Annotated in this window: 7 protein-coding genes and 1 pseudogene; 1 reads left to right on the forward strand and 7 read right to left on the reverse strand. The window is 41.9% G+C overall.

Features of this window, described 5'->3' with window-relative positions:
* Nucleotides 1–204 (forward strand): annotated as a pseudogene (locus FAY33_RS19460) (hypothetical protein); the annotation flags it as partial.
* Between the two features lie 147 nt (nucleotides 205–351).
* Here FAY33_RS19460 and guaA read toward each other — a convergent pair.
* From guaA to ftsH, 7 genes are all read right to left on the reverse strand, one after another.
* Complete coding sequence (gene guaA, locus FAY33_RS10720) at nucleotides 352–1,893, reverse strand: glutamine-hydrolyzing GMP synthase (protein ID WP_143321224.1); 1,542 nt, start codon at nucleotides 1,891–1,893, stop codon at nucleotides 352–354.
* Between the two features lie 208 nt (nucleotides 1,894–2,101).
* On the reverse strand, nucleotides 2,102–4,927 hold the full coding sequence (gene uvrA / locus FAY33_RS10725) for an excinuclease ABC subunit UvrA (protein WP_143321225.1): 2,826 nt from the start codon (nucleotides 4,925–4,927) through the stop codon (nucleotides 2,102–2,104).
* 1,336 nt (nucleotides 4,928–6,263) lie between these two features.
* On the reverse strand, nucleotides 6,264–6,686 hold the full coding sequence (locus FAY33_RS10730) for a pyridoxamine 5'-phosphate oxidase family protein (protein WP_143321226.1): 423 nt from the start codon (nucleotides 6,684–6,686) through the stop codon (nucleotides 6,264–6,266).
* Nucleotides 6,687–6,698: 12 nt separating this feature from the next.
* Nucleotides 6,699–10,061, reverse strand: a complete 3,363-nt coding sequence (locus tag FAY33_RS10735) for an SbcC/MukB-like Walker B domain-containing protein (protein ID WP_143321227.1) — start codon at nucleotides 10,059–10,061, stop codon at nucleotides 6,699–6,701.
* A complete protein-coding gene (locus FAY33_RS10740) occupies nucleotides 10,042–10,692 on the reverse strand; it encodes a DUF4194 domain-containing protein (protein ID WP_143321228.1) in 651 nt (216 codons plus the stop codon). The genes FAY33_RS10735 and FAY33_RS10740 overlap by 20 nt, the downstream gene beginning before the upstream one ends.
* Entirely contained in the window at nucleotides 10,692–12,050 is a 1,359-nt protein-coding gene (locus FAY33_RS10745) for a Wadjet anti-phage system protein JetA family protein (protein WP_143321229.1), read from the reverse strand. Before FAY33_RS10745 ends, FAY33_RS10740 begins: the two co-directional genes overlap by 1 nt.
* Before the next feature lie 213 nt (nucleotides 12,051–12,263).
* Nucleotides 12,264–14,237: an ATP-dependent zinc metalloprotease FtsH gene (gene ftsH / locus FAY33_RS10750; RefSeq protein WP_143321230.1), complete on the reverse strand. Its 1,974-nt coding sequence runs from the start codon at nucleotides 14,235–14,237 to the stop codon at nucleotides 12,264–12,266.
* Nucleotides 14,238–14,267 lie beyond the last annotated feature (30 nt).

Genomic DNA, 14,267 nt, shown 5'->3' on the forward strand with positions numbered 1-14,267 from the left:
ATGAAATCATCTTCTTTCAATTCCATTCCGGTAAAAGAATTAACGGAGCAGGTCAACCGTGATTTCCAGACAACCATTCAGTATCAATTTGATTGTTTGGCAAGAAAGGTCATGATTCGTACACAAAGCAACTGCCGCGGTACTTCCGGAAGAAAAGCGGAACATTCTTCTAATGTTTTACTTTCTGGAAATGTCCGACGCTGAGCTTCACGCAGCATTGCTGGCTATACTAGCAATCAACATACTTCTATCTATCACAGAAAAGTGGAATAAATAATGCAATCGTGATGCAATAAAAAAGAAAAAAGCCGCTAGACCCTTGTGTTTACGGGCTTTGCGGCTCTGCTTCAACTATTCAAACTCAATAGTAGCCGGCGGTTTCCCAGTGCAATCATACAGCACCCGGTTCACACCTTTTACTTCATTTACAATTCTTCTTGTCACAATTCCAAGTACTTCCCAAGGCAGTTCTGCTGATTCTGCAGTCATGAAATCAGAGGTGAGTACTGCACGAAGTGCAATGGCATAATCATAAGTTCTCTCATCTCCCATGCATCCTACAGAACGCATGTTGGTAAGGGCTGCAAAATACTGACCAAGTTCCTTATCAACTCCAGCTTTCGCAATCTCTTCTCTGTAAATTGCATCTGCTTCCTGAACAATCCTTACCTTCTCAGGGGTAACTGCTCCTATAATACGGACACCAAGTCCTGGACCAGGGAATGGCTGACGGTATACAAGATACTCAGGAATATCCAGTTCCAGACCAGCCCTTCGCACTTCATCTTTGAAGAGAAGTCTCAAAGGCTCAATAATCTCTTTAAAGTCTACATGCTCTGGAAGACCTCCAACGTTGTGGTGGGATTTAATCACTGCTGACTTTCCAAGACCGGACTCAATGACGTCCGGATAAATGGTTCCCTGAACAAAAAAGTCCACTTTGCCAATCTTCTTCGCTTCATCCTCAAATACACGAATAAACTCTTCTCCAATGATCTTACGCTTTTTCTCAGGATCTTCCACCCCTTCCAGCTTATCATAAAAACGCTGCTGGGCATTGACCCGGATAAAGTTTAAGTCATATGGACCCTCAGGTCCAAAGACCGCTTCCACTTCATCGCCTTCATTCTTGCGCAGAAGACCATGATCAACAAATACACAGGTAAGCTGTTTTCCTACTGCTCTTGCCAGCATAACGGCAGCAACAGAGGAATCCACACCGCCAGAAAGTGCACAGAGAACTTTTCCTGATCCTACTTTTTCTCTGATTGCCTGAATGGAGGTTTCCACGAAGGAATCCATCTTCCAGTCACCAGAACACTGGCAAACATTGTACACAAAATTGGAAAGCATTCTGGTACCTTCCTGAGTGTGCATTACTTCCGGATGGAACTGCACTGCATAAAGTCCACGTTCTTCACATTCCATGCCAGCAACCGGGCATACTGGAGTGTGAGCGGTAACACGAAAACCCTCTGGTGCTTTCTCTATATAATCCGTATGACTCATCCAACAAATGGTCTTGGAACTTACATTCTCTAAAATTCTGCTGTCTGGTTCTACATCCACTTCCGTCTTTCCATACTCACTGACTGGGGCTGTGGAAACCTTTCCGCCCAGCATGTGTGCCATTAACTGGGAACCATAACAGATACCCAGAATCGGGATGCCCATTTCAAAGATCTCTTTCTCACAGCGAGGGGACTCTTCCTTATAAGCACTGTTTGGACCACCAGTAAAAATGATTCCCTTCGGATTCATTTCTTTAATCTTGTCCAGGGACAATGTATGAGGATGAACCTCACAGTAAACATTGCATTCTCTGACCCTTCTGGCAATTAGCTGGTTATATTGTCCGCCAAAATCCAGAACGATAATCATTTCTCTTTTCACGGGTATTCCTCCTAATTTCATCTTCAACAAATAACGCTTTGGGTTACATTATATTCTACTTCCATGGGCTTGACAAGTATTTTCTTGTTTTCAGTCGAAAGATGTAAAAAACAATACTGATTATTGTGTATTTCCATCAGATGAACATAGAATAGAAAGGGAACACAACGGAACCATCATTGTAGAAAACTTACGGAACTGGATTTACTCACTCCAGATATTTCTTCACATAATAACCGGTATAAGAATCAGCACAAGCCGCCACTTCTTCCGGTGTCCCCTGTGCAATTACTGTTCCACCCTTATCTCCGCCTTCCGGACCAATATCTATAATATAATCTGCTGTTTTAATAACCTCTAAATTGTGTTCAATAACGACCACCGTGTTCCCGCCGTCAGACAGTTTTCTTAGAATCTCTACCAGCTTGTGGACATCCGCAAAATGAAGTCCTGTCGTTGGTTCATCCAGAATGTAAATGGTCTTACCAGTTCCACGTTTACTTAATTCTGTTGCAAGTTTGATTCTCTGTGCCTCTCCGCCAGAAAGCTCTGTGGAAGGCTGTCCCAACTTAACATAGGAAAGCCCAACTTCATTTAAAGTGGATATCTTCCTTGCAATGGAAGGTACATTTTCAAAGAACTTCACTGCTTCTTCCACGGTCATGTCCAATACATCGTAAATACTCTTTCCTTTGTATTTTACATCCAATGTCTCACGGTTATACCGTTTGCCTGCACAGACTTCACAGGGAACATATACGTCGGGCAAAAAGTGCATCTCGATCTTAATGATACCATCTCCGCTGCATGCCTCACACCGCCCGCCTTTCACATTAAAACTAAAACGTCCCTTTGAATATCCTTTCGCCTTTGCATCGGAAGTTGAAGCGAATAAGTCCCTGATTAAATCAAATACGCCCGTATATGTAGCCGGATTTGACCTGGGAGTACGCCCAATAGGGGACTGGTCAATCGCAATGATCTTATCAAGCTGTTCCACGCCCTCCAGAGATTTATGTTTTCCTGGGACAGTTCTGGCACGGTTTAATTTCTTAGCCAGGGATTTGTAGAGAATCTCGTTAACCAGAGAACTCTTTCCTGAACCAGACACTCCAGTCACACAAGTCATAACGCCTAAAGGAAATTCCACATCAATGTTTTTTAAGTTATTCTCGGCTGCTCCCTTTACTGTGATGAATCCAGTAGGCTTTCTGCGTTCCTTCGGAACTGGTATCTTAATACGCCCGCTTAAATAAGCACCTGTCACAGATTTCTTATTCTTCATGATCTGCTTTGCATTACCGACTGCAACTACATTACCGCCGTGTTCTCCTGCTCCAGGTCCTATATCTACAATATAGTCTGCTGCCATCATGGTATCTTCATCATGTTCCACCACAATTACACTGTTGCCAAGATCCCGAAGGTGCAGAAGGGTCTTTAACAGCTTGTCATTATCCCTCTGGTGAAGACCAATACTGGGTTCATCCAGAATATAAGCTACTCCCACCAGTCCGGAGCCAATCTGCGTGGCAAGACGGATTCTCTGTGCTTCTCCTCCTGAGAGAGTTCCGGTTGCGCGGCTTAATGTCAGATAATCAAGACCTACATCTATCAGAAAAGAAATTCTGGCACGAATCTCTTTTAATATCAGATCGCCAATGGCATGCTGCATAGGAGTTAGTTCCAGCTGGTCCATAAATTCACGGGAACGGACAATGGACATATTGGTGGCCTCATAAATGTTCTTACCACCTACCGTTACTGACAAAGACTCCTTTTTCAGCCTCATTCCACCGCAGGCCGGGCAAGGAGTTATTCTCATGAATGTCTCATACTCTGCCTTTGAAGATTCTGAATAGGTCTCCCGGTATCTTCGTGCAACGTTCTGAATCAGACCTTCAAATGCCACATCATAGATTCCTTCTCCCCGCTGTCCTTTATAATAAACCTTCACTTCTTTTCCATTGGTTCCGTGGATGAGAACATCGTGAATCTCTTTGGAATAGTCCTGAAAAGGCGTGTCAAGCTGAAAATCATAGGCCTTGGCGAGAGCTTCCAAAACTGCTCTTGTATAACTGCCCTTATCCGTACAGGACTGCCAGCCTAATACAACAATAGCTCCCTCATCAATGCTAAGACTTTTATCCGGAATCATCAGATCCTCGTCGAACTCCATCTTATAGCCCAGTCCAAAACAATCAGGACAGGCACCGAAAGGGTTATTAAAGGAAAAACTTCTTGGCTCCACTTCATCAATGCTGATTCCGCAGTCCGGGCATGAAAAACTCTGGCTGAAATTAATCGGCTTACCGTCGATGACATCAACTACCATTAACCCGTCCGCAAGTTCCATAACAGTCTCAATAGAATCGGTCAGACGCTTTTCAATTCCTTCCCTTATGGCAAGACGGTCTACTACCACTTCAATATTATGCTTAATGTTCTTATCCAGTTTAATCTCTTCAGAAAGTTCATAAATACTGCCGTCAATACGGATTCTGACATATCCGCTTCTCCTTGCATTCTCTAAAACTTTTGCATGTTCGCCTTTTCTTCCTCTTACCACAGGAGCAAGAAGCTGGATCTTGGTCCGCTCAGGCAGTGCCATAATCTGATCTACCATCTGATCTACCGTTTGTTTACGGATTTCTCTTCCGCACTTAGGACAATGGGGAATTCCGATTCTGGCATAGAGCAGCCTCATGTAATCATAAATTTCCGTTACGGTTCCTACTGTGGAACGGGGGTTGCGGTTGGTAGACTTCTGATCAATGGATATAGCAGGAGACAGTCCTTCAATATTCTCCACATCCGGCTTCTCCATCTGTCCCAGGAACTGCCGGGCATAGGAAGAAAGGGACTCCATATAGCGTCTCTGCCCTTCTGCATAAATCGTATCAAAAGCCAGAGATGATTTTCCCGAACCACTCAGACCAGTTAAAACAACAAGTTCATTCCTTGGAATATCCACGGAAACGTTCTTTAGGTTGTGCTCATTGGCACCTCTTATCTTAATATACTGTTTTGCCATAATGTACTCCTGTAATAAATTGACAGCCATACCGCTGCTTCAAAACACACTTCTATTATCTATCTGGTGAAAAAATATTTGATTCTTCGATTATATCACATAATAATTTCATTTGCAAACATTTGTTCGATTGTTCTTTTGTACAAATTTTTTTCTAAAAACCCCTCTCCCTTAATCTTTTTTACTCAAAATGCTGCTGAAAGACCAGAGGAACAAAAAAGAACAACAGGTCTATTATATAACAGATTTTAAATAGAAGTAATACTGAAATCTCATCCAATCGCAACAAAAATTTACGATTAATTCTCCTCTATTTCCTGGACGTGTCGGAGTACTTCCTGTTTCAACAGGCTCGTTACATTTTGTGTAAGATTTGTTCCGGCTGAAAGGGGGGTAGTGGGTAGTGAGCTGCACGAACTAAATTTGATGCAACTATACTGCAAACTGGGTCGTATAAATGGAAGCAATGAGTTTTCAGACATATCATAAAATTCTGTTACCAATTATAATGACTCTTCAACAGAAACGGAAGCAGGATAATAATGATGTGGAACATGAGAAAATGGTTTTTAAAACTACCTGTTTCAAAAAATAAACAGATTTCTTAAAAATTATGTATAGAAGAAGATCAGCATAACCGAATTAGAAGTAAATACACAAAAAATCAAGAATACCGATTGTGGCATCAAATCTTCAGACGAGCTTTAATCAATAACTAAATTATTATGTTTTTACTGTTTTCATAATATTTAAGTAACTATTAACAAGCTTAAAAAACATTCTTATCCCCCTATCTGCTATAAATATCTTTATTTTAAAACCGCTTCCTGGTATGTATCTTGAAAACCATTGCATCATTTTCATCTGAAACAAATTTTTCCCAAAATGTATAGCACCTCTTGAAGCAGATGGTTTTCAAATCTTCCCTAATAAAAGCACAAATCCATGAGATTCAGAGATTTTAGACAATAAATTATAACAGAAACATTTGCTTTATAATTAACACCCGCCTATCAGTAACATAGTGAATTTAATATTATTAGAGGCTGTGACAAAATGAATCTGAAATAACCGTTTATACAAACATATGATACAGATAACATGATGATACACTTTGAGACAGGACGTTAAACTGACTTGATTCTTGGCAAATTATTCTTATAATATCTTGCCCTACATTCTGGAGCGTGCAGAGATTTAAACACAAAAAATCCTCCTAAAGTGGATTTGGTTATTTACCGCATCTACTTTAGGAGAATCCTATTACCTCCTAAATGCCTTGATACAGGTGCACCTGCATCAAGGCATACTTGTATTAGGTAGCTTTTGGGAACTTTTATTCTATGGGAAAACTTTCCGACTTAAAATTGGAATAAAACCTCCCTGCACTTGCCGTAAACTTTAAGACACAATAATCCGGGTCTGTAACACCTTTGGAGTAGTATTGTGTGTCACCTTCCTGCCAGATCATTTCTTTAATTGCAGCATCCTCCAGCACTTCCACCATACCGATTAGCATTACTCCTCTAAAAAACCTTTTATCACAGAAATAGATACATGCTTTCGGATTCGAGCGATACTGCAATACTCTCATAGAAGAAACATTTGTTGAAAAATAAAAGGTTCGAATCCCCTCCCTCTTTCTCGGAGGAAGCATCGCCTTTGTATTAGGAAATCCATCTTCATCTACAGAACTAATAAAAGAAACACGCTGATTATCAATCAGATTTCCTATGGTTTTCTCCTTATCTCTTAACACTCCTGTCACCTCCTACTCTTCTTCATCAAGATCTTTCATCAGCTCAGGAAAACTTTCCCGTTCAAATTCCTGAATGGATATGGACTTTTTATTGGGATTTGCAAAAACAAAAGTCTTATCAACGTTTTCCACATAATTCTGGATTTTATCATTGGTTGCACTGATGATTGCCTGGAATCCCAACCCGCGGATCAGTTCAATACAGCTTGCTACTTTCTCTGCATCCATCTTGGAGAATGCCTCATCGAGCACCACCAGGCGTATGGTTGGATTCCTCTGTACTTTCGGGGATAAATTAATCCGGTATGCCTGGGCAAAGCTTGCTAAAAGGGCGACATAGAGAGGATTCTGTCCCTCGCCTCCGGAATTCTTCTTAAGCATTTTGCTTAACCGGATTTTAATAACCTCATCATCATTCTGAATGATCTGCTGCATATCAAAAGACAGATAGGTACGATAATCTGCATACCGATCCATATTGCGCTTTGCCTCTTCCATCTGCTCTGGAGTTGCATTATCCGGAGGAATAAAAATATGAATTAAGTCGTTAATAACCTCTCCATACTGATTCTCATGTTCCATGGTAAACAAATTCATCTGATCATGATCTCCATCCGTAAGATGGGATGGATTCACGTCCAGAGAATCATCCATGAACATGTCAAAATATCTTCCGTCCGGACCTTTGTTTTTTCCAATCACAAACTGGTATTTATCCTTTCCAAAATCCAGCCGGCTGATGATCCGGTTCAGCTCATCTCTTCTTTGCAATGCATCTTTAATTGCACTCCTTATCTTAAACATAAAATCATCTTTAAAATGCAGAACGGCTGATTTTGCCTGCTCCGCTGCCCTTATTTTATATTCCTCCAGATTTGTGCACTCCATAATTTCAAGTAATCGGTCATATTCCTCATTCTCCTTTGCAGTCAGGGAACAGTTTCTATTGGGATACCGTCTGGCATACTCTCCTCTGGCAGACATCAGCACTTGAAAAGCTTCTTCTCTGGATTCCTCTTTTTCTTTTACCGCAGAAAAAAATTGGTCCTTTAACCTGTCATACCGGAGTGTTTCTGAAGTCTCGAACCAGGCTCTTCCTTCCTCTTCCAGATCGTCACAAACCTCCAGAGATTTTGTCTTCCATGCCAGTTCCTCCTCAATCTGTAAAATCTCCCTTTCAAATCCTTTGATTCTGCTGGTGCATTCAAACATCTGACGTTCCACAATCCTCTGCTTCTCTCGCTTCTCCTCGCAAACCTTTAAAACAGCATCTCGTTCTTTTTCCCATTCACTGACGTTCTGTGCCTTGATCTGCTCCAGTTTTTGTTCCAGCCTTCTTTTTTCCTTTTCCTTCATTTTTAAGGAAGAGATATCCTGCTGCCACTCCAGATAGACCAAAACGTCCTCCCCAAGTGCCTCCATGGAAAGAATTCTTTCGCATTCTTTTACCGTTGTCTCAGGTTCCTTTTTTTCCTCTTCCATTGAGACAAGACTCTTTTCCAGAAGACGGATTCTTCTGCGCACACTGTCCTTTCCAATATAGGCATACTTTGTATAATGGTCGGGATTCATATGCTGCAGACGAAAATTGTGATAAAGCATACATTCTGGAGTTACACCAACTTTACTGTTTCTCAATTCCATAACATTCTGGCATTTGACAACACGGCCAAAAAGAAGATCAATATAAGGCTTTAAATAGGATTCTCCTGCAATCACTTCCTCTGCCAGTGAATGTTCAACGGTTTTGCTGGTGGTGTCAGAGGCCTTTTCTGTATCCAGAACTGTAACGTTATAATATTCATTCCGATCCAGTTCTTCATATATTAGTAAAGCGGTCTTTGCATAAGCCGGAGGAACTACCAGAGAAAGCTTATTATTACCCAGATAACCTTCTACTGCATTTCTCCAGGTGTCATCCCTGATATCCAATAAATCAGCTAATACATGAACCTCCACTGCTTTTTTCGTCTCTTCCAGCAGCCGCTTTTGTATGATTGATCTGGCACGCTCCAAGTATTTGGGATAGGCTTTATTACCAGCCTTTAATTGAAGCAATTCTTCGTTGGTCTGACGCTCTTTTTTCCGGATATCCCGAAGAATTCCCTCTGCTTCTTTTTTTGCATCTTCCATTTCTTTTTGCATTTCAGCAATCAAACGTTTTAACCGGAGTATTCCCTCTTCATCCACTTCCTTTTTTTCAAAAGCTTCAATATCCCAAATGGTCTGATTGGAGGTGGTCTCTTCTTCAATCCATTCTAACAGTCTTTTAGCGGTCTGAGTCCACTTGTCTGCACTTTTCTGTAAATGAATGACCAGTTCCTGTGTGGAGTCAAGCTGATTCTTTAAATCCTCATATCCGGTGGAAGAAATTCTCCTTAGTAATTCCTCCCCCTGACCTGTCAGCTCCTGAATCTGAACCTCCAAATCCGACTTTTCTTTTTCCTGACGGCTTAAATCCTTCTTTGCCAGAAATACCTTATCAGCCAATGCCTTTATTCTGGTCTGAAGGTCTAACATCTCCGCTTTCTGGAAAAAATACTGATTCTTTCTGATTTCTTCTTCTAACTCCTGAATCACAGCATACTTTTGGGAAATATCCTTTAAAATACCGATCTCAACAGAGGTATCTTCAATCTTCTTCCGCATTCGCCCGTACTGCATTACGCTTTCCTGCATGTCCTCAATATGAATATCCTGCTCCATACAGATATATTCCCTGACAAAATCTTCCAGTCTGATATTCATTCGGAACGGGATGGCACGTTTGAATAAAAGAGGGAATTTTTCAGAATCCAGACCTCCCAGATACACATCGTAAAGTTGTCTGCGGAATCTTTCATTATGGGAAGTTGCAAAATAATCTTCTTTCCCATAAAAAGTCTGGAGATAGGACATGACCTCTTCTATTGCCATGGCTCTTTTCTCTGTCCGGTATTCATTCTCCCACAAAGGACCTTTATGCCAGAAAAACTTTCTGGAAATCTGATTGGTGGAAGTCTCCACATCAAAGACAACACCCACACACTGGCAATCCTCTGTATCCGTCCGTTTTAATTCCAGAACAATGGTAGTAGAAAAGTTCTGATTTCTCAAATAGGCAAATTCATTATTCTCCCCGATGTTTACCATTCCACGAAGGTATTCAATCAGATTCCGGTCTGAATCATCTGCTGCCGCTTTATTAAAAAAACCTCTTCCGTCTGTATTGGCATAAAGAAGAATCTGCATGGCGTCAATCACCGTTGATTTTCCACTGCCGGAATGTCCGGTGAAAAAATTGATCTCCTGGTGAAAAGACAATGTTTTCCGGTTAATATAATGCCAGTTGTTCAGAAGTATCCTGGAAAGAGCTTCAAATCTCTGGTTCGTCATCGCTGTCATCTCCTTCTTCAAATGATTCTAACAGACCTCTGGCATCATCACCGAACAGCACCACATTAATGCAGGGGTAGATGATGAACCGGCTGTCTCCTTCCAGATCTTCCAGAAGATCCAGAGGTTCAATAACCTGGTATTTTTTTAACAAACCGATGGTACGCCGTATTTCTGTAAGGGCAGGCTGCTTTTTAAATAAACGGTAACTGCCAAGCTTCTCATGAATGTCACTTAAGGTGGTATACACATTCACGCTGGTCGATGCTTCTGCCATCCGTTCATCATAGATCAGTTTTAAAACCAGGAGGTAGAGAGTTGTCAGTTTAGGAAGTCTTTCTCCCATTGTAGTCTCTCCCTGAATGTAAATAAGCCCGAGCTGACTGTTTTCCAAAACCCTAATGCCGATTACGGCAAAATATCCGCGGATAAATTCCAGATGTTTATTGCAGAATTTAAATTCCTGGTTATAGATGAAACGCCCGGAACGTTTGTCATATTTGTGTTCTAACATAAAAGTCTGTCCCAGAAGACGCTTTATGCTTTCTGTTACTTCTTTCTTTTCTTCCTGATTTAAGGCTTCAAAATAGGGAATCTGTCCCATGGCGCCAGCCGTTTCCTCATAAGTCATCAATCATTCCTCCTTACAAATACCAGCCTGGGATAGCGGTATCTTCCATTATCTATCACTTCCGGTTCCATCTCTTCCACCTGATAAAGGCTTTTCTGTCTGGTGGAGTAATCATAAGCCAGAATCAATTTTTCAAATTCCTCGGGAGAGTTTACCGTGTGTTCTGTTACTGTCATACGGCCTTGTTCGAAATGGGATGTAATATAGTTCTCAATCTCTCTTTTACTGTATCGGTTTTTTAAACGGTTCAGATTTAAAACCTCCTCGGTACTCAGTTCCCTGGATTCTTCATCTGCCATCAGATGTTCTTTAAATACAGATCTTGGTTTTCTTTTTTTATAAAGTGCCTGTTCCGATAGAACGGAAACCTGTGACAGATTCATCCGGTTTCCCATCTCCTTAATCGCCTCATCCTGATCCTTGGCGGCTGAAAGATGATTCAACAGACGAATCACAAGCCCTTTCATATTATCTTCCTGATTCAGAAGATAGTTAAGTCTTGTCACCGTTGCCCGAATGTACCTGGAATGTTCCCGGTCCATATTGGCAATCCTGTGCTCAATGTCATCAAATCCTCTTTCAATCTGATCCAGTTTCTCAATAATCTGGGCAGTTGCCATCTTATTCCCGCTGCGTCTGCTCATCTGTTCCAGCCACTCTGTGTCATCCCTCATACCCGCAAGCCAGCCCTTAATATCATTTTTATACAGATAAAAGTTATCAGAGGTCTTTAAAATATGGTATTTCTTCTTGACAATCTCCTCTACATAGCCTTCCAGATGCTCTTTTAAAAGTTCCCCATACGCCTTTTGTTCCAGCAGACTGGAAAAAAACTTATCCATATTATGAAGCATATCCTGCAGCGTCTTATTCAGTTTCTTGGTGTTGACATAGGCTGTATTCAACAGACTGACTCCCGCTCTTTTATCGTTCTGCAAAGAAAACAGAATGGCATACACATTCTGGATATAAATCTGGGTCTCATCCTCTTCATCATTGGTAAGTTTAAAAAACGCTTCAATCATGACTGCTGCATAATCAGGAATTACAATATGCACTGCCATGGAAGCATAATCATCCACTTTTCGAAGCCACCCGGACCTTAACAGCCAGTTCAACACCCGGTTTGCAGGCGGTTCCATCTCGTCCTCTTCCTCTTCCAGATCGTCATTCCAGATTACAAACCTTTTCTGGTTAAAATAATCTTCCAGCACCTGAAGACAGACTTCCCGGCTCAAAAAATAGTTGCTGTATTCATATTCCTCATTAATTCTCAACAAAGCTTCTATGTAAGTAGACCGGTTAATGGAACGGAACAACCCCCAGAACCGGTCTGGTATTTCATTCATCAATATCATTTGTCTTTCGCTTCCTCTCTCCTCTTTCTGCCATAAGAAAATCCTTTCGGATACACCAGATGTTCCGTAGAAATAGACAAAAAGAAACGGCTATCATCATTCATGACGCCGCTGTAATCTAAAGGCTTCTCCTGCTATTATACCAAAGATGTCCATTTCTTACAATAGAAAAACCGCTTCAGGCATCTATCCTTCAGCGGTTTTAAACCAATGTTAATCTTTAACATTCCCAAGTCCCAGATCAATCTCTTTTGCTTCTGTTCTTTCTTCTGACCAGTCGGAAAGGATGTCCCCGTTCTTGAATTCTGCTTCTTCTCCAGAAGTTTTATCTTCCTTCTCTGGCTCCGGAATTCCTTTTGCTTCACGGAATATCTTCATGAATTCCTTGCCTGTAATCGTCTCTCGTTCAATGAGGAATTCAGCAATCTTATCCATAACATCCCGATTCTCTTTGAGAAGGCTCTTTGCTTCTTCATATGCTTCCTTGAGCATTCTCATAACTTCGTCATCCACCTGGGATGATGTGGCTTCCGCACAGTTCATCACTGTCCGTCCGCTTAAGTACTGGTCTTCCTTGGCTGCCAGACCTATAAGACCAAACTTCTCTGACATACCGTACTGGGTAATCATGGCGCGGGCTACCTTGGTCGCCTGTTCAATGTCATTGGCTGCACCTGTGGTTATGGAATCGAATACGATCTCCTCTGCCGCCCGTCCTGCCAGATATCCAACCAGCATGGCATGAAGTTCCTTCTTGGAGTTTAAAAACTTCTCTTCTTCCGGAACGTGCATGACATACCCCAACGCTCCCATGGTTCTTGGAACAATGGTGATCTTCTGGACTGGTTCTGCATCCTTTTGAAGAGCGCTGACTAAAGCATGCCCCACCTCGTGATAAGATACAATACGCCGTTCTTCTTTGTTAAGCACACGATCCTTCTTCTCTTTACCAACCAGCACTACTTCCACTGCTTCGAACAGATCCTTCTGAGATACTGCATGGCGTCCGTTCTTCACCGCTAAAATAGCACCTTCATTAATCATATTGGCAAGATCCGAACCAACTGCACCGGAGGTTGCAAGGGCAATGGCATCCAGATCAACGCTTTCATCAAGAAGAACGTCTTTGGAATGAACTTTTAAAATATCCACACGTCCTTTTAAATCCGGTTTATCGACAATGATTCTCCGGTCAAAACGGCCTGGACGAAGAAGTGCCGGATCAAGAATCTCCGGACGGTTGGTTGCCGCAAGAACTAAAAGTCCTTTGGAGGAATCAAATCCATCCATCTCGGAAAGCAGCTGGTTTAAAGTCTGTTCTCTTTCGTCATTGCCGCCGCCAAACTTTGAATCACGGCTCTTACCAATGGCATCCACTTCATCTATAAAGATAATACAGGGTGCTGATTCCTGTGCCTGCTTAAACAGATCACGGACACGGGATGCACCGACTCCTACAAACATCTCTACAAAATCAGAACCGGACAAAGAATAAAATGGAACATGGGCTTCACCGGCAACTGCTTTTGCCAAAAGTGTTTTACCTGTTCCTGGAGGTCCTACTAAAAGGGCACCTTTTGGAAGTTTTGCACCGATCTTCGTATATCTGCCGGGATTATGAAGGAAATCAACAATCTCTGTCAGCGATTCCTTTGCCTCATCTTCTCCGGCTACATCTTTAAATGTAATTCCCGTCTCCTTCTGTACATAGACCTTTGCATTGCTTTTCCCGACTCCCATTAATCCACCGCCGCCACCGACCCGGCGCATCATGAAATTCAGCAAAAACCCCATAGCTGCAAACAGAATCAAGTAACTGAAAATGGTCTGGATAAAAAAATTACTGTCACGGCGGGTTCTCACTGTCTCAACGCCTGCATCATGGAGACGCTGTACAAGAGTCAAATCATTGTCCATCCGCACTGTATAATAGGAAACTCCCGGCTTATAACCCTCCCAGGTCTTCTTCGGGGTGATTGTAATCTTTGTATCTTCCACATGGACTGATACAACCTGCCCGTTATCCACCATATTCATAAAGGTGTCATAACTCAGCTCTTTATTGGTCCTTGTTGTAATCGCATTGTGCAAGTAAGAGATTCCTGCTACCGCAATCAGAAACGCAAAGATCCATATGCCGATTGCCTGAGCATTCTTCGGCATCTTATTTTGATTCTTGTTATCCATCTGTGTAAAGTCTCCAATCCGGATAGTTTC

The organism is Clostridium sp. HBUAS56010 (assembly GCF_007115105.1).
Lineage (GTDB): Bacteria > Bacillota > Clostridia > Lachnospirales > Lachnospiraceae > Lacrimispora.

Bases quoted from the DNA above. Each gene is read 5' to 3' on its own strand.
- FAY33_RS10745 (WP_143321229.1), bottom strand. From the start codon at position 12,050: ATGATATTGATGAATGAAATACCAGACCGGTTCTGGGGGTTGTTCCGT.
- FAY33_RS10740 (WP_143321228.1), bottom strand. From the start codon at position 10,692: ATGACTTATGAGGAAACGGCTGGCGCCATGGGACAGATTCCCTATTTT.
- uvrA (WP_143321225.1), bottom strand. From the start codon at position 4,927: ATGGCAAAACAGTATATTAAGATAAGAGGTGCCAATGAGCACAACCTA.
- ftsH (WP_143321230.1), bottom strand. From the start codon at position 14,237: ATGGATAACAAGAATCAAAATAAGATGCCGAAGAATGCTCAGGCAATC.
- FAY33_RS10735 (WP_143321227.1), bottom strand. From the start codon at position 10,061: ATGACGAACCAGAGATTTGAAGCTCTTTCCAGGATACTTCTGAACAAC.